General features: G+C 71.3%; 24 protein-coding genes. 6 read left to right on the forward strand and 18 right to left on the reverse strand.

Features of this window, described 5'->3' with window-relative positions:
- Positions 1–42: 42 nt before the first annotated feature.
- The 4 genes from Q0Z83_RS07645 to ppk2 all read right to left on the reverse strand — a co-directional run bounded on the left by Q0Z83_RS07645 (position 43) and on the right by ppk2 (position 4,166).
- Positions 43–1,077: a FecCD family ABC transporter permease gene (locus tag Q0Z83_RS07645; RefSeq protein ID WP_317793102.1), complete on the reverse strand. Its 1,035-nt coding sequence runs from the start codon at positions 1,075–1,077 to the stop codon at positions 43–45.
- On the reverse strand, positions 1,074–2,117 hold the full coding sequence (locus Q0Z83_RS07650; RefSeq protein ID WP_317793103.1) for a FecCD family ABC transporter permease: 1,044 nt from the start codon (positions 2,115–2,117) through the stop codon (positions 1,074–1,076). Before Q0Z83_RS07650 ends, Q0Z83_RS07645 begins: the two co-directional genes overlap by 4 nt.
- Entirely contained in the window at positions 2,117–3,154 is a 1,038-nt protein-coding gene (locus tag Q0Z83_RS07655; RefSeq protein WP_317793104.1) for an iron-siderophore ABC transporter substrate-binding protein, read from the reverse strand. The genes Q0Z83_RS07650 and Q0Z83_RS07655 overlap by 1 nt, the downstream gene beginning before the upstream one ends.
- A 151-nt stretch (positions 3,155–3,305) precedes the next feature.
- Positions 3,306–4,166 carry a polyphosphate kinase 2 gene (gene ppk2 / locus Q0Z83_RS07660; RefSeq protein WP_317793105.1) on the reverse strand — a complete coding sequence of 287 codons (861 nt, stop codon included), beginning with the start codon at positions 4,164–4,166 and terminating at the stop codon, positions 3,306–3,308.
- A 290-nt stretch (positions 4,167–4,456) separates the two neighbouring features.
- Here ppk2 and Q0Z83_RS07665 point away from each other — a divergent pair, with 290 nt between their 5' ends.
- The 3 genes from Q0Z83_RS07665 to Q0Z83_RS07675 are packed head-to-tail and all read left to right on the forward strand — an operon-like array spanning position 4,457 to position 8,072.
- Positions 4,457–6,952, forward strand: coding sequence for a LuxR C-terminal-related transcriptional regulator (locus tag Q0Z83_RS07665; RefSeq protein ID WP_317793106.1), 2,496 nt, complete (start codon positions 4,457–4,459; stop codon positions 6,950–6,952).
- Positions 6,952–7,821 carry a LysR family transcriptional regulator gene (locus tag Q0Z83_RS07670; RefSeq protein ID WP_317793108.1) on the forward strand — a complete coding sequence of 290 codons (870 nt, stop codon included), beginning with the start codon at positions 6,952–6,954 and terminating at the stop codon, positions 7,819–7,821. The genes Q0Z83_RS07665 and Q0Z83_RS07670 overlap by 1 nt, the downstream gene beginning before the upstream one ends.
- 41 nt (positions 7,822–7,862) lie before the next feature.
- Positions 7,863–8,072, forward strand: coding sequence for a dodecin (locus tag Q0Z83_RS07675; protein WP_317793109.1), 210 nt, complete (start codon positions 7,863–7,865; stop codon positions 8,070–8,072).
- A 5-nt stretch (positions 8,073–8,077) separates the two neighbouring features.
- On the opposite strand, the gene Q0Z83_RS07680 is transcribed toward Q0Z83_RS07675, so the two are convergent.
- The 13 genes from Q0Z83_RS07680 to Q0Z83_RS07740 form a co-directional block, all read right to left on the reverse strand.
- Positions 8,078–8,653: an alpha/beta fold hydrolase gene (locus Q0Z83_RS07680; protein ID WP_317793110.1), complete on the reverse strand. Its 576-nt coding sequence runs from the start codon at positions 8,651–8,653 to the stop codon at positions 8,078–8,080.
- A gap of 64 nt (positions 8,654–8,717) precedes the next feature.
- Complete coding sequence (locus Q0Z83_RS07685) at positions 8,718–9,056, reverse strand: hypothetical protein (protein ID WP_317793111.1); 339 nt, start codon at positions 9,054–9,056, stop codon at positions 8,718–8,720.
- Positions 9,057–9,075: 19 nt separating this feature from the next.
- Positions 9,076–9,480: a YccF domain-containing protein gene (locus Q0Z83_RS07690; RefSeq protein ID WP_317793112.1), complete on the reverse strand. Its 405-nt coding sequence runs from the start codon at positions 9,478–9,480 to the stop codon at positions 9,076–9,078.
- The gene (locus Q0Z83_RS07695) at positions 9,458–9,739 is read right to left on the reverse strand and encodes a sensor histidine kinase (RefSeq protein ID WP_317793113.1); all 282 of its coding nucleotides are present in this window, start codon (positions 9,737–9,739) and stop codon (positions 9,458–9,460) included. The genes Q0Z83_RS07690 and Q0Z83_RS07695 overlap by 23 nt, the downstream gene beginning before the upstream one ends.
- Positions 9,736–10,164, reverse strand: a complete 429-nt coding sequence (locus tag Q0Z83_RS07700) for a PAS domain S-box protein (RefSeq protein WP_317797050.1) — start codon at positions 10,162–10,164, stop codon at positions 9,736–9,738. Before Q0Z83_RS07700 ends, Q0Z83_RS07695 begins: the two co-directional genes overlap by 4 nt.
- Positions 10,050–10,367: a hypothetical protein gene (locus tag Q0Z83_RS07705; RefSeq protein ID WP_317793114.1), complete on the reverse strand. Its 318-nt coding sequence runs from the start codon at positions 10,365–10,367 to the stop codon at positions 10,050–10,052. The genes Q0Z83_RS07700 and Q0Z83_RS07705 overlap by 115 nt, the downstream gene beginning before the upstream one ends.
- A 4-nt stretch (positions 10,368–10,371) precedes the next feature.
- Complete coding sequence (locus tag Q0Z83_RS07710; protein ID WP_317793115.1) at positions 10,372–11,430, reverse strand: LLM class flavin-dependent oxidoreductase; 1,059 nt, start codon at positions 11,428–11,430, stop codon at positions 10,372–10,374.
- The gene (locus Q0Z83_RS07715) at positions 11,430–12,761 is read right to left on the reverse strand and encodes an LLM class flavin-dependent oxidoreductase (RefSeq protein ID WP_317793116.1); all 1,332 of its coding nucleotides are present in this window, start codon (positions 12,759–12,761) and stop codon (positions 11,430–11,432) included. Before Q0Z83_RS07715 ends, Q0Z83_RS07710 begins: the two co-directional genes overlap by 1 nt.
- 51 nt (positions 12,762–12,812) lie before the next feature.
- Positions 12,813–13,547, reverse strand: a complete 735-nt coding sequence (locus Q0Z83_RS07720) for an ABC transporter ATP-binding protein (protein ID WP_317793117.1) — start codon at positions 13,545–13,547, stop codon at positions 12,813–12,815.
- Positions 13,523–14,365, reverse strand: a complete 843-nt coding sequence (locus Q0Z83_RS07725; protein ID WP_317793118.1) for an ABC transporter permease — start codon at positions 14,363–14,365, stop codon at positions 13,523–13,525. Before Q0Z83_RS07725 ends, Q0Z83_RS07720 begins: the two co-directional genes overlap by 25 nt.
- Positions 14,362–15,426: an ABC transporter substrate-binding protein gene (locus Q0Z83_RS07730; protein ID WP_317793119.1), complete on the reverse strand. Its 1,065-nt coding sequence runs from the start codon at positions 15,424–15,426 to the stop codon at positions 14,362–14,364. The genes Q0Z83_RS07725 and Q0Z83_RS07730 overlap by 4 nt, the downstream gene beginning before the upstream one ends.
- Positions 15,427–15,450: 24 nt before the next feature.
- Positions 15,451–15,936, reverse strand: a complete 486-nt coding sequence (locus Q0Z83_RS07735) for a flavin reductase family protein (protein WP_317793120.1) — start codon at positions 15,934–15,936, stop codon at positions 15,451–15,453.
- 88 nt (positions 15,937–16,024) lie between these two features.
- The gene (locus tag Q0Z83_RS07740) at positions 16,025–17,254 is read right to left on the reverse strand and encodes an ROK family transcriptional regulator (protein WP_317793121.1); all 1,230 of its coding nucleotides are present in this window, start codon (positions 17,252–17,254) and stop codon (positions 16,025–16,027) included.
- 115 nt (positions 17,255–17,369) lie between these two features.
- On the opposite strand from Q0Z83_RS07740, the gene Q0Z83_RS07745 reads away from it, so the two are divergent.
- The 3 genes from Q0Z83_RS07745 (at position 17,370) to Q0Z83_RS07755 (ending at position 19,398) form a co-directional block, all read left to right on the forward strand.
- Positions 17,370–17,795 (forward strand): hypothetical protein, encoded by a 426-nt coding sequence (locus Q0Z83_RS07745; RefSeq protein ID WP_317793122.1) that lies wholly within the window; start codon positions 17,370–17,372, stop codon positions 17,793–17,795.
- A 106-nt stretch (positions 17,796–17,901) separates the two neighbouring features.
- Positions 17,902–18,270: a ClpX C4-type zinc finger protein gene (locus Q0Z83_RS55740; protein WP_378078599.1), complete on the forward strand. Its 369-nt coding sequence runs from the start codon at positions 17,902–17,904 to the stop codon at positions 18,268–18,270.
- Positions 18,271–18,330: 60 nt separating this feature from the next.
- Positions 18,331–19,398, forward strand: coding sequence for a DUF2855 family protein (locus tag Q0Z83_RS07755; protein ID WP_317793123.1), 1,068 nt, complete (start codon positions 18,331–18,333; stop codon positions 19,396–19,398).
- Positions 19,399–19,418: 20 nt separating this feature from the next.
- On the opposite strand, the gene Q0Z83_RS07760 is transcribed toward Q0Z83_RS07755, so the two are convergent.
- Positions 19,419–21,032, reverse strand: a complete 1,614-nt coding sequence (locus Q0Z83_RS07760; protein WP_317793124.1) for a methyl-accepting chemotaxis protein — start codon at positions 21,030–21,032, stop codon at positions 19,419–19,421.
- Positions 21,033–21,059: the final 27 nt, after the last annotated feature.

The raw sequence follows: 21,059 nt of genomic DNA on the forward strand, positions 1-21,059 counted from the left end.
CCCGGTAGGTGAAAGGGCGACCCGCGGCGGAGAGGAGCACGTTCACAGGGAGCCGCCGGCGCGGTTGGTGCGGATCAAAAGGAAGATCAGGTACGGGGCGCCGAGCACCCCGGTGATGACCCCGACCGGAAAGCGGGTGTCGAAAGCGAACTGCCCCAGGAAGTCCGCCGCCAGGACGAGCAGGGCCCCGACCAGGGCTGCCGGCAGGAGGAACGAGCCGCCCGGCCCGACCAGACGGGCGGCGATCGGTCCGGCCAGGAAGGCCACGAACGCGATCGGGCCGGTGGCCGACGTGGCGAAGGCGATCAGACCGACCGCGGCGACGATGGCGATCAGGCGGGTTCGTTCCAGCCGGGTGCCGAGGGCCGCCGCCGTGTCGTCACCCAGTTGGAGCATGGTCAGGTTGCGGCCCTGGCCGAGGAGCACCGGCCCGAAGACGGCCAGTGCGAACAGGACCGGGACGACCTCGTCCCAGGTGGACCCGTTGAGACTGCCGTTGAGCCACCGGGTGGCCGCCTGGAGATCCCACTGCCCGGCCTGGTCGAGGATGTAGGACGTGGCGCTGTTGAGCATGGCCGCGATGCCGATGCCGATCAGGACGAGCCGGGTTCCGGCCACGCCGTCCTTGAACGACAGGACGTAGATGACGATGGCCACCCCGAGTGCGGCGACGATCGCGAAGACCGAGACCTCGCCGTCGCTGAGGTCGAGCACGATGATGCCGAACGAGGCCGCCGCTCCCGCCGCCGAGCTGATGCCGATGATGTCGGGGCTGGCCAGCGGATTGCGGAGCATCGTTTGGAAGGTCACCCCGCCGAGCCCGAAACACAGGCCGGTGAGCAGAGCGAGCACGGCCCGGGGCAGGCGCAGTTCCCCGACCGTGAACGACGCGCCGGGCACCGTCTCGCCGAGGATGACGGCGAGCACGTCGGCGGGTGGGTAGAAGGTCTGGCCGACCATCAGCGATACGGCGAAGATCGCGGACACCGCCACGGCCAGAACGGTCAGCACCGCCTGCCGCCGTCGCGCCCGCCGGACCCGGCCGCGGGTGACGGCCTCGAGGGTCGTGGTGCTCACAGCTCACGTACTTTCTGACGGCGGACGATGTAGATGAAGAACGGCGCCCCGACCAGCGCGGTGATGATGCCGGCGGCGATCTCGTCGGGCCGGTTCACGACACGGCCGAGCACGTCGGCGGCGGTCAGCAGGGCGGCACCGGCCAGGGCGACGTACGGCAGCAGCCACCGATGGTCGAGCCCGACGAGCAGCCGGCACATGTGCGGGACGATCAGCCCGACGAACGCGATCGGCCCGGCGACCGCGGTGGCCGCGCCGCACAGGACGACCGCGCCGAGGGCCGCGACCCCGCGGATCAGGGCGACCCGTTCACCGAGGCCGGCCGCGAGTTCGTCGCCGAGGGCCAGCGAGTTCAGCGGGCGGGCGCAGAGCAGGCAGACGATCAGCCCGGCGGTCAGGAACGGCAGGACCGTGGTGATGCTCTCCCAGCCGACGCCGCCGACTCCGCCGACCTGCCAGGACTGGAAGTTCTCGGCGATGTCGCCGCGCGGCAGCACCACCGCGACGACCAGGGAGGCGAGCGCGGCCGAGGTGGCCGCGCCGGCGAGAGCGATCTTGAGTGGGGTGGCGCCGCCGCGGCCGAGCGACCCGACCCCGTAGACGAACAGGGTGGAGACGGCGGCCCCGGCGATCGCGACCCAGATGTACTGGGTGGCGGTGGTCAGGCCGAACGTCACCATGGCGACCGCGATCGCCAGCATGGCGCCCATGTTGACGCCGAGGATGCCCGGGTCGGCGAGCGGATTGCGGGTGACGCCCTGCATGACCGCGCCGGACAGGGCGAGGGCGGCGCCGACGAGCACGGCGAGGACCGTACGCGGGATGCGTTTGACCACCGCCGCCTGGTTGAGCGTCTCGTCGGTCCCGCCGAACGCGGCGGTGATGTCGGCCCAGCCGACGATGCGGGAGCCGAAGGCGACCGAGGCGAGCATCACCAGGAGCAGCAGCGCGACGACGACGAGGAGCCAGGCCAGGCGCACCCGGGCCGGGCGCCGCACGGTGGCGACGTCCGGCCCGGACGGGATTTCCGTCTGCGTCATCAGAGCTTGTCGGCGGCCTTGCCGAGCAGGTCGACGTAGTCCTTGAGCACGAACGAGACGGCCAGCGGCGTCGGGTTGGCGGCGGTGGCGACCGGGGTGCTGCCGGGCAGCGACACGAACGAGCCGCGGGCGATGGCCGGGACCTTCGACAGCAGCGGGTCCTTCTGCAGGGCGCCCAGCATGGTGCCCTCGGCGTCGCCGTAGGTGACGATGATGTCGACGTCGCTGAGGTTCTGCACCTGCTCGGCGCTCTGCGTGAGACTGAACTCCGAGGTGGTGGCGGACGCCTTCTCGATGCTGGCCGGGTGCTTCATGCCGAGGTCGGTGAAGAACTGGGCGCGGGTGTCGTGCGTCGTGTAGAAGCTGATCTTGCTGAGGTCGGTCGGGTCGATGTGGGTCAGGAACATCACCGACTTGCCGGCCAGCTTCGGGTAACGCGCGGCCTCGTCCGTCATCTGCTTCTCGATGGTGGCGATCAGCGCGTCACCCTCGGTGGCCAGGCCGAGCGCTTTGCTCTCCAGTCGGATGCTCTCGCGCCACGACGTCGACCAGGCGGTCTTCGGGTACGCGACGACCGGTGCGATCTTGCTGAGGGTGTCGTAGTCCTGCTGGGTGAGCCCGGAGTAGGCGGCCAGGATGACGTCGGGCTTGGTGTTGGCGACACCTTCGAAGTCGATGCCGTCGGTCTCGTCGAACAGCACCGGGGTCGACGCGCCGAGTTCCTTGAGCTTGGCGGCGTCCCAGGGGAGCAGACCGTCGCCGTCCTCGTCGCCGAAGTTGGCCTTGGCGTAACCGACCGGGACGATGCCAAGGGCCAGCGGCACCTCGTGGTTGGCCCAGTTGACGGTGGCGACCCGCTCGGGCTTCTTCTCGATGGTGGTGCTGCCGAACGCGTGGGTGATGGTGACCGGGAACGCGGCCGAGGCGGCGCCCGACGAAGCCGGTGCGGCCTTGTCGTCGGCGGACTCACCGCAAGCGGTGAGCGCGAGAGCGGTGGTTACGGCGATGATCCCGGCGAGGAATCGGGTGGCGCGCATGCGAGGGGAACTCCACTTCACGGGGTAAGGAATGCCTAACCTAACACCATGGTGGTGGCGTCGCATGATCAACCCGGCGCGGCGGTGCTGCTCAGAGCGGTACGCCGCCACGGCCGCTGCGCGGCCGCCGCGGCGGAGAAGGCCGGCCGGGCTACCCGGTGAACCGGCCGAGACGACGCCGTTCGGCCTCCATCAGTGCCACCTCGTCGACGCCTGCCACGACGATCCGTGGGTCGGGGGTGAAGTCCAGGTCGGCCGAGCGGTCCTTGTAGTCGACCGCGCCGAGGATGACCTTCATCGTGTTCAGTCGCGCGAGTTGCTTGTCGTTGGACCGGATGATCACCCACGGGGCGGGGCGGGTATCCGTACGTCTGAGCATCTCGTATTTGAAGTTGGTGAAGTCGTCCCATCGATCCTGAGCCTGGAGATCGATCTCGCTGAGTTTCCACTGGCGCAGCGGATCGGTGCGGCGCCGCTCGAACCGCCGGGCCTGCTCCGCCCTGGTGACGCTGAAGTAGAGCTTGACCAGGATGGTTCCCTGCCTGGTCAGGTCCTTTTCGAAGCCGGTGACGCCGCGCAGGAAGTTGTGGTACTCGTCGGCGGTGCAGAAGTCGAAGACCCGCTCCACCATCGCGCGGTTGTACCAGCTCCGGTCGAACAGGACGAGCTCGCCGCCGGTCGGGAACGCGGCCACGTAGCGCTGGAAATACCACTGTGAACGTTGTTCGGCGGTGGGCCGGCCGAGCGCGACCACCCGGCAGTGTCGCTCGTTCATGTAGCGCGCGACCCGGCGGATGGCCCCGCCCTTGCCGGACGCGTCGCGCCCCTCGAAGAGCACGATCATCCGCAGGTTCTGCGCCTCCAGATGCTGCTGGAGTTTGAGCAGCTCGACCTGCCAGGGTCGGAGCATCCCCTCGGCGTCGAGGCGGCGCCGGAGCCGGTTGATCTCGAGCTTCGCCTGTTCGTATGCAGCGGCCAGATCCGGCGGCGCCGGTGGTGTCGTCTCGGCCAAGGTGGGCCTCCTCCAGCGTGCCGTCGGGACATGGCACTCCCAGAATGGCCAGGCCGGACCGGGTGCGCGTCATCCCTGCCGAGTGATCCGGTCCGTTCCGGCGGAGGTCGCGCCCTCATCCGTGGCGGATGAACTGTGCGCCGCATCTGCAACTTGCACGCAGGGGAAACGAGCTTCTTCGGCGAAACGCGCGAATACCGGCGGTTGCCGCCCATGCGCGCACTGTGATTCGGTGTGGCCCGGGGGCAGGGAAGATCGTCGATCACCTGTGCGGGGGTCTGGGGGGCTTCATGAGAGAACAGACGGACCGGCGCGTCGTGGCGCCGTTACCGAGTCTGCCGGCGGGCGCGAGCCGGCGTGCCCGGCTGATCGCGGCACTGGACACCGGGGTCCAGCGGGCGGTCACGCTGATCTGCGCCGGGCCGGGCTGGGGCAAGACCGCATCGGCCGCCACCTGGGCGGCCGAACGGGCGGCCGGATGGCTGACCCTGGACGCGCGGCACAACGACCCGGACCACTTCCAGGCCGATCTGGATCTGGCCCTGCATGACGAACCGGGCGTGCTGATCCTCGACGATCTTCAGGCGATCACCGACCAGCGGGTCCTCGGCATCCTCGCCGGCCTGGTCCACCGCCGTTCCGAGCGGCTGCGGTTCGTGCTGATCAGCCGCCGCCGACCGGACCTCGCGCTGCACCGGCTGCGGATCAGTGGCGACCTCACCGAGATCGGGTCGGCCGACCTCGGTTTCCAGTTGGACGAGGCGGCCGAGCTGCTCCAGACTCGCGGCCGCACGATGAGCCGGCACGATCTGGCCGAGGTGGTCCGCCGGACCGAGGGCTGGCCGGCCGGGCTCCGGCTGATCCTGGACACTCCGGATCCGGCCGCGGCCGACGAGATCGTCGAGGAGTACCTGATCCGTGAGGTGCTGCCCGGCCTGGACGACCGGGCCCGGGAGTTCCTGATGCGGACCAGCATCCCGAACCGGATCTGCGGGCATCTCGCCGACGCGCTCACCGGTGACCACGACGGCCACCGGATGCTGGAACACCTGGTCCAGCGCAACCTGTTCGTGGAACGCTGCGGTGACGACCGCTGGTTCCGCTACCACCCGCTGTTCCGGTCGGCGCTGCGCCGACGCCTGGCCCGGCGCCGGCCCGCCGAGCCGGCGCGGCTACACCGCGCCACGGCCGCCTGGCACGTGAAGAACGGCAGCGTGCTCACCGCGATCACGCACGCCGCGGAATCCGGCGATTGGGACATGACCGCGCGGTACGCCGTCCGCCGCGGCCTGCCCCTGTTCACCTCGGCCGACCGCCCCCAGTTCGTCGAGGCGCTCCGCCGCATCCCGCTGGAGCGGCTGTCCGACTCGGCCGAACTGGCCGTCTGCGGGGCGGTCCTGGTCTACGCGCACGGCGACCACGCGGCCATGCCCCGTGCCGTGGCCACCGCCGAGGCGTTGCTCGCCGGCCGTGACGAGGCGGCCCGCACCGAGGTCGGCGCGGCGCTCGCCGTGCTCCGGGCCACCTCGGTGGTGCGCTGGCGCGGCGACATGAACCACCTGGTCGAGACCAGCACCGCCACGCTGAACGACCTGGCCCGGCGTACCTTCGACGAGTTGCCGGCACTGACCCAGTACCGGGCCATGATGCTCAACTGCAAGGGCGCCGGACTGCTCTGGACCGGCCGCCTCGACCATGCCGACCGCTACCTGTGGGCCGCCACCAGTTCCGCCCGCACCGCCGACGTGCCGCTCTTCGAGATCAACTCGCTGGCGCTGCTGGCCCAACTCGCCTTCGTGCAGGGTGCGTTGCGCGAGTCGGAGCGGCACGCCGACGCGGCCGACCAGGTCGCCCGGCGGCTCGACGTGCAGTACCGGATGGCGATGGGCCCGGCGTATCTGGCCCGGGCGCTGGTGGAGTCGGAGCGTGGCCGCGACGCCGAGGCCGAGGAACAGCTGCGCGGGGCGCTGCACGCGATCGGCGAGCGACCCGAGGTGGCCCAGTCGGTGCTGGCCGGGCTGGTCCGGGTCCGCCTGCTCACCGACCGGGGGGAGACGGCCGCGGCCGGGGCCGTACTGTCCCGGATCGCCGCCGAGATCGGCCCGCCGGTGTCCGCGCCCCTGCTCAACCGGCTGCTCGCCCTGGCCGACGCGGAGATCCGGCTGATGCTCGGCGACTCCGGCGTGGTGCTGGCCCGCTACCGGGCCCGGGCCGGGCTGCTGCCCGCGGAACAACTCTGTCTGGCCCGCGCCTACCAGGCCACCGGAAACCAGGCCGCCGCCGAGACGCTGCTCGGCCGGGTCCGGGCGGGCTCCGACCGGGTCTCCGCGGTCGGCGCCTGGATCCTCACCGCGCTCGCCGCCGACGCCCAGGGCCGCAGCTCGGTGGCGAGCGAGGCGCTGGCCCGCGCGCTCGCGATCGCCGAACCGGAGCGGATCCGCCGCCCGTTCCGCACCTACGACGCCCAGCGGGTGCTGGTCCTGGCCGAGCGCCGGCAGTGGCTGACCGAGCTGCGCGGACCGGCCGGTGGTGGCGGCACGGTGCTCGCCGAGATCACCGGCGAGATCCCGGTGCTGCCGGGGGTGCCCGCGGCCGGGCCGCTCAGTGAGCGTGAGGTCGACGTGCTCCAGTACCTGCCGACCGTGCTGACCGCCGCCGAGATCGCCGCCAACCTCGGCATCTCGGTCAACACGGTGAAGGCCCACATGCGGTCGATCTATCGCAAGTACGGTGTCGGCCGCCGCCGGGAAGCCGTGATCGCCGCACGTCAGGCCGGCCTGATCTGATGCGGCCGGCCACCGGCGGCGGCGGGACCGACGTGCTCGACCGCAACGAGATCGAGGTACTGCTGACCCTCGCCGAACAGCTGCACGTGGGGCGTACCGCGGAACGCCTGCACCTGCCCAGCGCCCGCGTCACCCGGATCATCCAGCGCCTGGAACGCCGGATCGGGGCGAGCCTGTTCGTCCGCAACAGCCGGGTCGTCGGGCTCACCCCGGTCGGCGCGCGGCTCGTCGGCGACCTCGCCCCGCACGTGGCCGGGATCGAGGCCGCCGTGCGCCGGGCCGTCGAGGCGAGCCGCGGGATCCGGGGCACCCTGCGGGCCGGGTTCGCCGGCGCGGTCGCCGGGCGGCTGCTGCTGGGTGCGGTCGCGACGTTCAACGACAGGCATCCCGGTTGTACGGTCCACGTGCACGAGACGCGCATCGCCGACGCCGCCCACGGCCTGGACTTCCTCATCACCGCCCCACCGGTGGACGGCATGCGGGTCGGCCCGGTGCTCCTCGCCGAGCCGTGGGTGCTGGCGGTCGCCCGCGGCCATCCGCTCGCCGCCCGGGCCGAGGTCACCCGGGACGTGCTGATCAACCATCCGGTGATCCGGCTGCGCGACGGCGCCGTCGAGGAGTCCCGGATCTACCGGCCACCGGCGGGCTCGATGCGGCGCGGGCCGGAGGCGGGCACCTTCCCGGAGGCGCTGGCCCTGGTCGCCGCCGGGCGGGGTGTCTTCCCGGTCGGCGAGCAGGCGGCCCGCTTCTCCCCGCGCCCCGACGTCGTCCTGGTGCCGATGCCCGACCTCCCGCCGGTGCGGTGGGCGACGGTGTGGCCGGCCGGTGGTGAGTCGGCACTCCTGCGGGCCTTCCTCGATCTGGCATAGGGTCGGAACCGGACATATACCGAAAGAGTGAGGGGATCGTCGTGACGCACCACGTGTACCGGCTCACCGAAGTGGTCGGCAGCAGCCCGGAAAGCGTCGATGACGCCATCCGGACCGCCGTGCGGAAGGCCTCCGCCACGGTCCGCAACATCGAGTGGTTCGAGGCGAAGGAGATCCGCGGTCAGGTCGTCGACGGCGAGGTCGCCCACTACCAGGTGCTGGTCAAGCTCGGCTTCCGCGTCGACGACTGACCCGCTCAGCGCAGCGTGTGCAGGATCGCCGCGAACCCGGCCGGGTCCCGCAGATGCGGGAAGGCCTCGGCGCCCAGGTGGGTCGACCGGGGGAGGGCCTCGGTGAGCCAGTCACGGTAGGCGGTGGCCAGGGCCGGATCCCGACGGGGTACGGCGAACTGCCGATACACCTCCGGAACGTCGTCCAGGGGCGCCGGCCCGGCGCTGCCGACCGTGACCACCCGCTGCGTGCTGTACCGGGCCGCGAACCGCTCGGACAGGTAGGCCGCCTCGGCGTGCGCGATCAGGATCGGGGCGCGCCGCAGGTCCAGCCGGTGCACGAGCATCGCCAGGTCGTGGGCCAGATCGTCGACGTCACAGTGGTCGCGCGCCGCCGACTCGCCGTGCCCGGGCAGGTCGACGGCCACGGCGGTGATGTCGTCGGCGAGCTCGGCGGCCATCGGCCACCACATGGTGCGGTCGTAGTGGAGCCCGTGCAGCAGCACGACCGGCCGGCCGGAACGGCCCCATCGGTCGTAGACGAGCCGGTCTCGCGGTGTGCCGTAGGAATGGGAGGTACGCCGAGGGGGTCGAGGGTGCACGATGGTCGGTCTTCCTGATCGGCAGGCGCAACGGGGGGGAGTGGCGGGCGGACGGACCCGTCTCCTACACCCGCAGCACACCCAGCCGACTCAGCACCACACCGGGCACCGCCGAGGCGGGAATCAGAAGATCGACTTCACCGCGGTGGTACGGCACGGCCGCCACCGTCACACTCCGGGCCCGCTGATTGAGCCGCGGAGTCCAGTCGTTGCCGTGCTGATGCTCGTCCTCGGCGACGACCGCGGCCCCGTGCTGCTGATCAGCACTGGCCACAGCCGTCGGCGCGCCACCCCGGTGATGCGGGGCGGCCGCCGAGAACAGCGAACTGGCCGCCAGCAGGAGCACCGCCATGACCACGACCGCGAACGCCCCCCGGACTGTCGGGTGTGGGCGCACGGTCACCGCCCCAGAATACCTACCCTCAGTCGAGGTCGACGATCTCCCGGCCGAGGGGCCACAGGGCGGCCGGGACGAGCTTGAAGTTGGCGATGCCGAACGGGATGCCGATGATCGTCACGCACTGGGCGACGCCCGCGGTGATGTGGGCCAGGGCGATCCACCAGCCGAACAGGACGAGCCAGAGGATGTTGGCGATGCCGGAGCCGACACCGGCGTCCCGGCGGTCGACGATGGTCCGGCCGAAGGGCCACAGCGAGTACACCGCGAGGCGCATCGACGCGACACCGAACGGGATGGTCACGATGAGGGCGAAACAGATGAGAGCCGCGAAGCCGTAGCCGATCGCGAGCAGGAAGCCGCTGCCGAAGATGAACCAGAGGACGTTGAGGATCAGGCGCACGAGTTCATGATGACCTACCCGCGCCAAGCGTCACCCGCGAGAGCGCCGGCAGCATGATCACGAACGTGGTGCCCGCGCCGGGCGCCGATTCGACGCTGATCTGCCCACCCGCGTCGGTGACGATGCCGTAGACCGTGGAGAGCCCGAGCCCGGTGCCCCGATCCACCGGTTTCGTGGTGAAGAACGGTTCGAACAGCCGCTCCTTGACCTCGGCGGTCATGCCGGTGCCGGTGTCGCGCACGGTGAGCCGGCCGAACGTCTCCACCAGATCGGTCTCGATGATCACGTCGCCGCCGTCCGGCATCGCGTCGCGGGCGTTGATGACGAGGTCCCGGCGCGGTCGGCGGCGTCGCGGATGCGGGTCAGGTCGCGGGCGCCGGCCGGGGTGACCTCGTCGGCCATCATGTCGGCGTAGTTGACGATGATCGCCAGCAGGTTGTTGAAGTCGTGCGCGACTCCACCGGCGAGCTGGCCGAGGCTTTCCATCCGTTCGGCACGGATCCGTCGCTGCTTCTCGGTGACGTCACGCTCGGTGGCGGCGACGGCGACGATCGCACCGGTGGCGTCACGGATCGGCGCCACCGCCATCGACACGGTCACCGAGCTGCCGTCGCGACGGATCCGCCGGACCTCGTCGAGGTGCAACCGCCGACCGGCGGCCAGCTCGGCCAGTGAACGGTCGAGCAGGTCACGTCGTTCCGGCGGCAGGATCCGGCTGAAGTCGCCGCCGACGATCTCCTCGAGGCGCCGATCGCGAGGACCGCGCCCGGGCCGGCCGAGACCGCGGCGAGCGCCGGGCCGAGGGCGAGCATGCCGAAGGTGAGCATCCGGGGCGGTGTCGCGGCCGACAGCATCGCCAGCACGGTGACCAGTGTGAGCCAGACGATGACGTACAACCGGGAACCGCTTACCACCTTTTCAGCCTATAGGTACTGATTCGCGGAGGCGTCCGATCAGCGCGTCACCGACCCGGGCGGTCTCCCGCCGGTACGGCGTGTCGGACAACACGAAATGGCTGATCCCCAGATCGGCGTAGCGCCGCAGGGCCGCCGCCACATCGTCGGCCGAACCGACCAGCCAGGTCGTGCCGGCGCCGCCACCGCCGTACCGCCCGGGGGCGGTGTAGAGACACGTGTCCAGGACGTCGCCGCGTTCGGCCAGGTCGAGCAGCCGCTGCTGGCCGACCGCCGGCCGGCGCAGCGGATCGGTGACGTGCTGCCCGGCCATCTCGGCGACCTTCGCCTCGGCGTCGCGCCACGCCTCCTCGCGCGTGTCACGCACCAGCGTGGTGATCCGCAGCCCGAACTCCAGCGGCGGCAGATCCCGGTCCAGCTCGTCGGTCAGCCCGCGCAGTCGGTCGACACGCTCGGCGATGCCGTCGAGCGGCTCACCCCAGAACAACTGCACGTCGGCCTCGGTCGCCGCGACCCTCTCGGCGGCGGGGGAGGCGCCACCGAAATAGAGGCGGGGACCACCGTGGTACGGCCGGAGCGCCACGGTCGAGCCGGTCACCCGGAAGTAGTCGCCCTGGTACGTCACGTTCTCCTCGGTCCACAGCCGTCGCACCAGCCGCATGAACTCGCGCGTCCGTGCGTACCGCTGCGCCTGATCGCCCTCGAGGTCGCCGTAGGCGGCGAGGTCGTCCCGCCCGCTGACGATGTTGATCAGCAGCCGCCCGCCGCTGAGGTGGTCGAGGGTGGCCGCCGCGCTCGCGAAGTGCGCCGGCTGCCAGTAGCCCGGACGGATCGCCGCGAGCGGCCGGAACGTGCGGGTCCGCGCGGCGATCGCGGTGGCCACGGTGAACGTGTCGGGCCGTCCCCAGCCGGTGCCGATCAGCGCGCCCGCCCAGCCGTGCTCCTCGGCGGTGCGGGCCAGGTCGACACTGTGGTCGAGGGTTCCGTATCCGGCGGCCGTGTCGTCCCCGCGATGCCCCGGCTCGACGGTGTTCGGGATGTACCACAGGAAGGTTCGGGTCATCATGCCTCCTGGAGGGCGAGCAGGCGGTTCGCGGGCCGCGGCAGGCCGTAGTGTTCGCGCAGCGTGCGGCCGGTGTACTCGGTGCGGAACAGGCCACGCTCCTGCAGGATCGGCACCACCTCGGCGGCGAACGCCTCGATGCCGGACGGCAGCACCGCGGGCATGATGTTGAAGCCGTCGGCCGCGCCGTTCTCGAAATAGTGCTGGATGGTGTCGGCGACCTGGACGGGTGTGCCGGTGAAGGTGCGGTGCCCACGGCCGCCGCCGAGCCTGCCGATCAGCTGGCGGACCGTCAGGTTGTCACGCCGGGCCCAGTCGACGATCAGGGTGCGGCGGCTCTTGTGACCCTCGAGCTCGTCCTCCCGCGGCAGGTCGACCGGCAGCGGCTGATCCAGCGCGAGCCGTGCCGGGTCGACCCCGAGCACGTCGGCCAGGGTGGCCACCGCGAACTCGGGCGCGATCAGCCGTTCCAGTTCGGCCTCCAGTTCCCGTGCCTCGGCCGGTGTGTCGCCGATGACCGGCACGATGCCGGGCAGGACGACCACATGGTCCGGGTTGCGTCCGGCCGCCACCACCCGGCGTTTCAGATCGGCGTAGAAGGCCTGGCTCTCGGCCAGCGTCGGCTGCGCCACGAAGATCGCCTCGGCCCATCTGGCGGCGAACTCCTTACCGTTCTCCGACGACCCGGCCTGCACCAGCAGCGGATGGCCCTGCGGGGAGCGGGGCACGTTGAGCGGTCCGTCGACCTGGAAGAACTCGCCGCGGTGACCGATCGCGCGGACCCGGTCGCGGACCGCGTGCACCCCGGCCACCTTGTCGGCGATCACCGCGTCGTCGGCCCAGCTGTCCCACAGTTTCGTGGACACCTCGAGGAACTCGTCGGCCCGCTGGTAGCGCGTCCGGTGTCGGGGCTGCTCGTCGAGGCCGAAGTTGCGGGCGGCCGCCTCACCCGCGGTGGTGACGATGTTCCAACCGGCCCGACCGCCGGACAGGTGATCCAGCGAGGCGAACCGGCGGGCCAGGTTGTACGGCTCGTTGTACGACGTGGACGCGGTCGCGATCAGCCCGATCCGGGTGGTGGTCGCGGCCAGCGAGGCCAGCAGCAGGGTCGGTTCCAGTTTCCCGGCCGGGCGGCGGCCGGGGTCACTCCACAGCACCGGGCTGTCGGCCAGGAACACCGAGTCGAACCTGGCGTCCTCGGCCACCCGGGCCAGGTGCTGATGGGCCGCGAGCGACAGGTTGGCGTGCGGATCCGACTCGGGTAGCCGCCAGGACGCCTCGTGGTGCCCGGTGTCGTGCAGGAACAGGTTGAAGTGCAGTTGCCGGGTCACGGTGTGATCAGCTCCAAGGTATCGGCGAGGCACGGCGGGAGATGCGGGGTCCTACTCATCGGCGGTGACCCCCAACCGGTCCAGCAGCAGGCTGCGCAGCCGCGCGAACCCGGCGTCGGATCGGTTCCGGTTCGCCAGCTCCACCCGCACGTCGGTGTCGACCACACCGGCGTCGAGCAGGATCACCCGGTCGGCGAGCACGATCGCCTCGTCCACGTCGTGGGTGACCAGCAGCACCGCCGGGCGGTGGGTCTCGCATAGCTTGCGCAGCAGGGCGTGCATGCGGATCCGGGTGAGGGCGTCCAGCGCGCCGAACGGCTCGTCGGCGAGCAGCAGTTGCGGTTCGCGGACCAGCGAGCGCGCCAGGGCGGCTCGCTGTTGCTCACCCCCGGAGAGTTGGTACGGCCACGCGCGCTCCCGCCCGGCCAGTCCCACCTCGGCCAACGCCTGCCGCCCACGGTCACCGGCGTCCGCGCCCCGCAGCCCGAACACCACGTTGTCGAGGATCCGTTTCCAGGGCAGCAGCCGGGAGTCCTGGAACACCACCGACACCGACGGCGGCACCTCGATCCGGCCGTACCCGTCGACGTCCCGATCGAGCCCGGCCAGCGCCCGCAGCAGGGTGCTCTTGCCGGTCCCGGACCGCCCGATCAGGGCCACGAACTCACCCGGGGCGATGTCCAGGTCGAGTCCGTTGAGGACCCCACCGTCTTTGTTGAAGCTGCGGTGCAGGTTGCGGACCCGGACCGCGGGTTCGGTGGTCAGCCCTCCAGCGTCTGCCGCCACGACAGCACCCTCCTCGCGGTGAGACGGACGGCGCTGTCGGCGCAGTAGCCGAAGACGCCGTAGATGACCAGGCCGACCACGATCACGTCGGTCTGGCCGTACTGCTCGGCCAGGGTGATCATGTGGCCGATGCCGGCGACCGCGTTGTACTGCTCGACGACGACCAGCCCGAGCAGCGACGACGTGACCGCGAACCGCATGCCGAGCAGGAACCCGGGCAACGCGCCGGGCAGGACCACGTGCCGGACGAACTCGCCGCGGCTGATCCCGATGGTCTCGGCCAGCTCCGCGTACCGGCCGTCGATACTGCGCAGCCCGTTGTGCGTGTGGATGTAGATCGGGACCAGGCTGATCAGCGCGATCGTGATGATCTTCATTTCCTGGCCGATGCCGAACCAGGCGATGAACAGCGGGATCACCGCGAGCGTCGGCACCGACCGCTTGATCTGGATCGGGCCGTCGATCAGCGACTCACCGAAGCGGGACAGGCCGGAGACGACCGCCAGCACCGCGCCGGTGACCACACCGAGGGTCAGGCCGATCGCCGAGCGTTCCAGCGACGACAGGATGTTGCCGAGCAGGTCGTGGTGGACCCACTGGTCCTCGAAGGCGATCACCACGTCCCACGGCGCGGACAGGATCGCCGGTTTGATCACGCCGGACGCGGAACCGGCCGCCCAGACGGCCAGGGCCAGGACCGGGCCGATCCAGAAGGCGAAACGGATCCGGCGGCCGGGACCCAATCTGCGGCGTACGACCCGCGAGTCCGCCCGGGACCGCTCGGCCGCCGGTGCGACGGGGTGGACTGTCGTGGTCATGCCGCGTCACCGCTCACGACCTGGGCGCCCGCGGCATCCGCCTGCACCTTCTCGAAGCGACGGTCGACGAGCGTGTGCACGTCCAGCCTGTCGTGTCTCTGTTCGGTGGCGAGCAGGTCGGCGGTCTCCTGCAGGCGGGTGATGGCGGCGTCCCAGTTCGCCGGGATGCCCTTGGTGCCGCTGATCTCGACGACCGCCCTCGCGTCGGCCTCACTGAGCCCCTGGGTGTCCTGGTAGTACGCCTTCGCGTACTCGGCCTGGTGGTCGTTGGCCCAGAGCAGGGCCCGGGTCCGCACCGCGACGTACGCCTTCAGCGCGGCCGCCTTGTTCGCGTCCTCGACCGCCGAGGTGAGGCAGTACAGGGTGGCCGCGTCGTCGCGGATGCCGGTGAAGATCGAGCTCGCGCCCGGGTACTTGGCCTCGTACAGCTTGATGTTCTGCGCGCCGATCGGGGCGACGTCGACCGCCTTGCTGCCGAGCGCGGTCACATACGAGTCGCCGGTGCTGGTCAGCTCGACCAGCTGGACGTCGGACTGGGACAGCCCGGCCTTCTGCAGTACCCGCAGGACCAGGGCACCCTGTGCCTGCCCGGCGCTGTAGGCGATCTTCTTCCCGCGCAGGTCGGCCGGCGACGAGACGCTCACCCCGGGAGCGACGCCCAGCTTGTAGATCGGGTGCTCGAGCGGGTCGACGGTGACCGACTGGAACACGATCTTCGTGGAGGTGCCGGTCCACGCCGCGAACAGCGACGGGATGTCGGCCACCGAGCTGCAGTCCAGTTTGTCGGCCCGGAACGCCTGGATGCTCTGCGGACCGCCGCTGATGTTGGCCCACTCGATCTGCACACCCGCGGCGGACAGGTCCTTCTCCAGCCCGGCCGCGCCCACGATGGCCTGGATCTGCGGGTCGCCGAGGCGCAGCACGGTGCCGCCCGGTACCTGATCCGGCAGTGCGGCGGCCAGGTCGAGTTTCGTGACGGCCTGCTCCTCCGAACACCCGGCGGCGAGCGCGAGGGCGGCGGCCAGCGCGGCCATCGCCGTACCCCTATGGTATTTGATCATGATTTTTCCTTCTTTTCGGGGGCGTCAGAGGGTGTGGAAAGCGCCGTCGTGGTACAGCAGCGGGGCACTGAGATCGGCCAGCTTGATCTCCTCGACCCGGCCGATGACCAGGTGTGCGGCGCCCGCCGGATGCCGGTGCTCGATGACGACGCGCAGCCAGGCCGCGGCGCCGTCCAGCACCGGCTCGCCGGTCGGCAGCCGCCGCCAGCGGGTGGGCGCGCCGAACCGGTCGATGCCGCTGGTCGCGAACGTGCGGGCCAGCTCGGTGTGTCCGGCGCCCAGCAGGTGCACCACGGCGGTCCCGGCGTCGCGCAGATGCGGCCAGGCCGAGGCGGTGGCCAGGACGCTGAACGAGAGCAGCGGCGGCTCGGCGGACAGTGAGGCCAGCGAGGTGACGGTGACACCGGCGGCGCCGCGGCCCGCGTCGGCGGTGACGACCGCGACCCCGGCGGCGTGGCGCCGGAAGGCCTTGCGGAAGAGGTCGGCTTCGGCGGAGACAGTGATGGTCATGGTGGGCTCCCGTCCTGCGGCTTAATTCATACTATGCAGCTAGGATTAGAAGGCAAGCATGCATCGTGATGAATTAAATACGCGCAGTTCAGGACGCTTTGAGGCGCGCCTGGAGATCGAGCGGAGACGCGTAGATCTGGTCGAGAGCGACCGCGCCACCGGACACCCCGAGCACCGCGCCGGGAAAACTCGACGGGCACACCACCCGCTCCACGACGGCACCCGCCGACGACCACGCCGCGATCTCGGCCCGCAGCGTCGCCAGTGACTCGGGCAGCTGGTTCGCGCCCGCCTCGGCGACGATCAGCACCTCCGGGTCGAACAGGTCCAGCAGCAGCGCCGCCGCCCGGCCCACCAGCCGGGCTCGTTCCAGCAGCAGCTCGACGGCGCCCGTACTCCCCGCCGCGGCCGCCGCCACCAGCGCCGGGATCTCCGGCCGGTCGATCAGGCCGTCGGCCATCGCCCGCCGGATCAGCACCCGCTCCGACACCGCCGCCTGCAGACAGCCGACCCGCCCGCACGAGCACGCCTCCCGGCAGCCCTCCACCGGCAGATGCGCCACCGCCCCCGACGCCGACCGCGGACCCTGGTGGACGATCCCACCGGTCGCGAACGCCACATCCACCACGTTGCCCGCGAACAGGTGCACGGCGCTCTCCCGGGCCCGGCCGGCGACCCGGCCGAACAGCAGCTCTCCACGCAGCAGCGCCCGTGAGTTGCTGTCCGCCCGCACCGGCAGCCCGGTCGCCTCGCCCAGCGCCGCCGCGACCGGCACGTCCCGCCAACCGAGCGCCGGATGCTCGACGATCGTGCCGTTGGGGGAGTCCACCCAGCCGCCGGTCGCCACACCCAGCCCGAGGATCCGCCCCCGGGCTCCGGGCCGCCGCCGGATCGCCGCGACCCGGGCCGCGACGGCCCCGATCACGCTCACCGGATCGGTGCTGCCGTGCGGCTCCTGGATCTGCGCGACGATCCGGCCGCGCAGATCCATCAGGGACACCGTGATCCGCGGAACCGCGATGTGCACGCCGATCACCGCCGGGCCGTCGGCCGCCAGATCCAGCGGCACGTGCGGCCGCCCGATCCCCGGTGGTCCGGCCGCCTCCGGCACCTCGCGCACCAGCCCGCGCTCCATCAGCGACCCGACCACCCCGGACACCGACGCCGCCGACAGCCGGGTCACGCGGGCCACCGAACTGCGGGCGATCGGCCCGTGGTCGAGAACGGCACGCAGCACCGCACCGGCCGAGTCACGGGGCCGGCGCGACTCGGCCGGCGGCAGGTCACCGCGCCGGGTCGGGCGCCGGCCGTCGATCATCCGACCAGCGTAGATCCCGGTTCTCGTCGATGTCGCTTCCGGTTACCGGTCGTTTCACGGTCGGTAACAACCGCCGGGGCTGTCACGTACCGTCGGGCCGGTTCGTCCCTGTGCCATGAGCATCACGATCTTCACCAAGCGCCTGATCGCCGCCGCCCTGGCCGTCTCGGCGGCGGTCCTCGGCGTGTGGGCGGCGGCCTTCCCGCTGTCCTTCTACGACGACTTCCCGCTCCCCGGTCGGCACTGGGTGTCGGCGCTCGGCCCGTACAACGAGCACCTGACCCGCGACGTGGGCGGGCTGTTCCTGGCCCTACTGGTGCTGAGCGTCTGGGCGTTGCGCCGCCCGACCCCGGCCGCGCTGCGGGTGACCGGCGGCGCCTGGACCGTCTTCACCGCTGAGCACTTCCTCTGGCACGTCTTCCACCTGGGCGTCTTCCCGCCCGCCGACCGCATCGGCAACGTGGTCGCGCTGGCCGCGATGCTGCTGCTCGCGATCCTGCTGCTGCTCCCCGACCGCCCGCCGGCTGCCGGTGGGGCCTGATCGGGAGGTCCGGGCGCCGTTCGTGCCCGAGGTGCTTCCATGCCGCGGCTTGTCAGGTTTAGCCTGACGATGTCAGGGCTTGCCTGACAGGTTTTCGGGAGGTGTGATGACCGACGTCAAGCTCAACTGTTCGTTCTGCGCCAAGCCCGCCGAGGCGGTCGAGAAGCTGATCGCCGGGCCGGGCGTCTACATCTGCAACGAGTGCGTCGGCCTCTGCAACGACGTGCTCGGCATCGAGCAGCAGCGTGCGCCGGACGAGCCGTCCACGCCGCTGCCGGTGTGGGAGGAGTCGATGACCGACGAGCAGATCCTCGAGGTGCTGCCCCGCATCGCCGCGGTCGGTGTGCAGACCGAGGCGAGCCTCCAGCGACTGGTCACCATCCTGCGCGAACGGCGGGTGACCTGGGCCCGGATCGGCGCCGCGCTGCAGATCACCCGCCAGTCGGCATGGGAGCGGTTCTCCGGCGAGGAGTAGTGGGATTTTGCACTCCCCGTGCCACTTGTTTGGCGGATGGTGGTTTCCTAGCGTCGGGGCATGACTCCCTCCTGGACTTTCGCCGTCGGCCGTGACGATCTCGGGCGCACCACGGTCGCCGACGGCCCGGCGCCGGAACTCGCCGACGGGGAGGCCCTGTTACGGGTCGACCGGGTGGGGATCACCGCCAACAACGTCACCTATGCGGTCCTCGGCGAGACGATGCGGTATTGGGAGTTCTTCCCGGCCGGGCCACGCGGGCTCGGCGCCGAGTGGGGACTGCCTCCGCTGTGGGGCTTCGCCGAGGTGGTCGCCTCGACGGTGCGGGGTGTCGAGCCGGGGCAGCGGGTCTACGGCTACCTGCCACCGGCCGGGCACCTGGTCGTCCGGCCGGAACGGGTCGACGCCGGCGGTTTCCGGGACGGCAGCGTGCACCGGGCCGAGCTGCCGTCACCGTACAACGCCTATCGCCTGACCACCGGCGACGCCGCCTACCAGGCCGCTCGGGAGGACCTGCTGATCCTGTTCCGGCCGCTGTTCTTCACCTCCTTCATGCTCGCCGACCAGGTCGCCGACAACGACTTCTACGGCGCGCGGACCCTGGTGCTGTCCTCGGCGTCGAGCAAGACCGCCTATGCCGCCGCGTTCGAACTGCACGGCCGGGGACCTCGCCTGGTCGGGCTCACCTCACCCGGCAACGTCGCCTTCACCGAGTCGCTGGGCTGCTACGACACGGTCCTTCCGTACGACCGGATCGTCGATCTCGACCTGGACCCGACCGTCTACCTGGACCTGTCCGGAGCGCCCGGTGTCCGGGCCGCCCTGCGTGAGTGCCTCGGTGACCGGCTGATCCGGGACATCGCGGTCGGTCTCACCACCGGTATTCCCAACGCGGACGCCGCCGGTGAGGTGTTCTTCGCCCCGAACCAGATGCGCAAACGCCGTCGGGACTGGGGTCGCGACGGCCTGGACCAGCGGTTCGCCGATGCTTGGCAGCGGTTCGCCGCGGTCGCCGCCGGTTGGGTCGACGTGCACGCCGGAGCCGGGCCGGAGGACCTCCGCCAGGCGTGGCTGGAGGTCCTCGCGGGCCGGACGCCGCCGCGGGTCGGGCACGTGGTGCAGCTCTGACCCCGATCCGGCGAGCGCCGTCAGAGGGTGAAACCGGAGACCAGTTCGCGCAGCTCGTTGCTGGTGCGGCTGAGGTTGCCGGCGTTCTCCCGGGCCTTGGTGGCGACCGTCGTGGTGGCGCCGACCGCGCCCGCGACCCCGGCGATGTTCCCGGCGATGTCGGCGCTGGCGTCCGCGACCTCGGCCACGTTACGGGTCATCTCGCTGGTGGTGGCGGTCTGCTCCTCGACGGCCGCGGCGATCAGGGTCTGGAAGTCGCTGATCCGGGTGACCACGTCGCCGATCTGACTGATCGCGCCGACCGCGTTGTGCGAGTCCATCTGGATCGCCTGGACCAGCCGGGAGATCTCGTCGGTGGCCCGGGCCGTCTCCTGAGAGAGTTCCTTGACCTCGCCGGCCACCACCGCGAAGCCCTTGCCCAGTTCACCGGCGCGGGCCGCCTCGATGGTGGCGTTCAGGGCGAGCAGGTTGGTCTGCTCGGCGATCTTGGTGATCATCGCGACGACGGTGCTGATCTCGGCTGACGAGTCGCCGAGTTTGGACACGGTCTGGTTGGTCTGGTCGACCACGGCGACCGCTTCACCGGCGACCCGGGCCGCCGCGCCGGCGTTGCGGGCGATCTCGTCGATCGCCTGGCTCATCTCGGCGCTGCCGGCCTGCAGGGTCTGCACGTTGCCGGAGACGTGACCGGCGGACGACGCGACCGTCGCGGCCTGGGCGTCCATCTCGGTGCTGGCGTCGGCGATCTGCTCGGACACCGCCGACAACTCCTGCGAGGCGGTGGCGACCGCGCCGGCGTGCCCGGCGATCGCCGAGACGGTCTCCCGCAGCGATGCGGCGGTCTCGTTGACGGCATCGCCCAGCCGGCCCAGCTCGTCGCGGCGGTTCAGGTCGACGCTGACGGTCAGGTCACGGTCGGCCAGGCGCCGCAGCGCCGCGACCATGGTGGCCAGCGGGCCGACCACGGACCGGGTGACCCAGAACCCCATCAGCACCGCGACCAGCACGGCCAGCGCGAGCGCGACGCCGAGCATGGCGAGGGCTGCGGCGCGGACCTCGTCGACCTCGGCGCGCAGTGCCGCGGCCCGGGAGTTCACCGACTCGTCCAGGGCGGCGGTGATCTCCAGGACCTTGCCGTACGCCTCGGAGGCCTCTCCGCCGTTGACGCTCTTCATGGTCTTGGCGAGGGCGGCCCGGTCGTCCGCCGACAGCCACTCGTCGAGCTTGTCGTCCCAGCCGAAGAAGTCGTCCCAGGCCGGTTTCAGCTCGTCGAACCGGGCTCGTTCGGCGTCGGTCATGCTGCTGGTGTCGGTCGCCTTCAGGCCGTCGTAGAGGGCCTTCTTCGACTTGAGTTCACCCTGCCGGTTGTAGCCGTCGGGGCCGGTGGCGTACTCGTACCCGAACGCCGCGACGTCGGAGATCCACAGCCCCTGCCAGCCGGTCACGTCGGCGGCGTTGTACTTGGCGTCCTGAATGGCGTCGCGGAGCTGCTCCATGCCGCCGAGCTTCTGCTCGGCGGCGGCCTGCTGCCGCAATCCCCACCAGCCGACACCCGCGGACGTGACGATGAGGGCGGTCAGAGAGCAGTACGAAACGGCGAGGCGCGTGCCGACACTGATGTCACCGAGACGCATCGGAAGTCTTCTCCTAATGAATGTGTG

This window comes from Actinoplanes sichuanensis, assembly GCF_033097365.1.
In the GTDB taxonomy this organism is placed as follows: Bacteria; Actinomycetota; Actinomycetes; order Mycobacteriales; family Micromonosporaceae; genus Actinoplanes; species Actinoplanes sichuanensis.

What these genes read in the sequence shown, in the direction of transcription:
- Q0Z83_RS07650 (WP_317793103.1), bottom strand. Translation starts at nt 2,117, where the DNA reads ATGACGCAGACGGAAATCCCGTCCGGGCCGGACGTCGCCACCGTGCGG.
- Q0Z83_RS07655 (WP_317793104.1), bottom strand. Translation starts at nt 3,154, where the DNA reads ATGCGCGCCACCCGATTCCTCGCCGGGATCATCGCCGTAACCACCGCT.
- Q0Z83_RS07665 (WP_317793106.1), top strand. Translation starts at nt 4,457, where the DNA reads ATGAGAGAACAGACGGACCGGCGCGTCGTGGCGCCGTTACCGAGTCTG.
- Q0Z83_RS07670 (WP_317793108.1), top strand. Translation starts at nt 6,952, where the DNA reads ATGCGGCCGGCCACCGGCGGCGGCGGGACCGACGTGCTCGACCGCAAC.
- Q0Z83_RS07710 (WP_317793115.1), bottom strand. Translation starts at nt 11,430, where the DNA reads ATGACCCGAACCTTCCTGTGGTACATCCCGAACACCGTCGAGCCGGGG.
- Q0Z83_RS07725 (WP_317793118.1), bottom strand. Translation starts at nt 14,365, where the DNA reads ATGACCACGACAGTCCACCCCGTCGCACCGGCGGCCGAGCGGTCCCGG.
- Q0Z83_RS07730 (WP_317793119.1), bottom strand. Translation starts at nt 15,426, where the DNA reads ATGATCAAATACCATAGGGGTACGGCGATGGCCGCGCTGGCCGCCGCC.
- Q0Z83_RS07735 (WP_317793120.1), bottom strand. Translation starts at nt 15,936, where the DNA reads ATGACCATCACTGTCTCCGCCGAAGCCGACCTCTTCCGCAAGGCCTTC.
- Q0Z83_RS07740 (WP_317793121.1), bottom strand. Translation starts at nt 17,254, where the DNA reads ATGATCGACGGCCGGCGCCCGACCCGGCGCGGTGACCTGCCGCCGGCC.
- Q0Z83_RS07745 (WP_317793122.1), top strand. Translation starts at nt 17,370, where the DNA reads ATGAGCATCACGATCTTCACCAAGCGCCTGATCGCCGCCGCCCTGGCC.
- Q0Z83_RS55740 (WP_378078599.1), top strand. Translation starts at nt 17,902, where the DNA reads ATGACCGACGTCAAGCTCAACTGTTCGTTCTGCGCCAAGCCCGCCGAG.
- Q0Z83_RS07755 (WP_317793123.1), top strand. Translation starts at nt 18,331, where the DNA reads ATGACTCCCTCCTGGACTTTCGCCGTCGGCCGTGACGATCTCGGGCGC.
- Q0Z83_RS07760 (WP_317793124.1), bottom strand. Translation starts at nt 21,032, where the DNA reads ATGCGTCTCGGTGACATCAGTGTCGGCACGCGCCTCGCCGTTTCGTAC.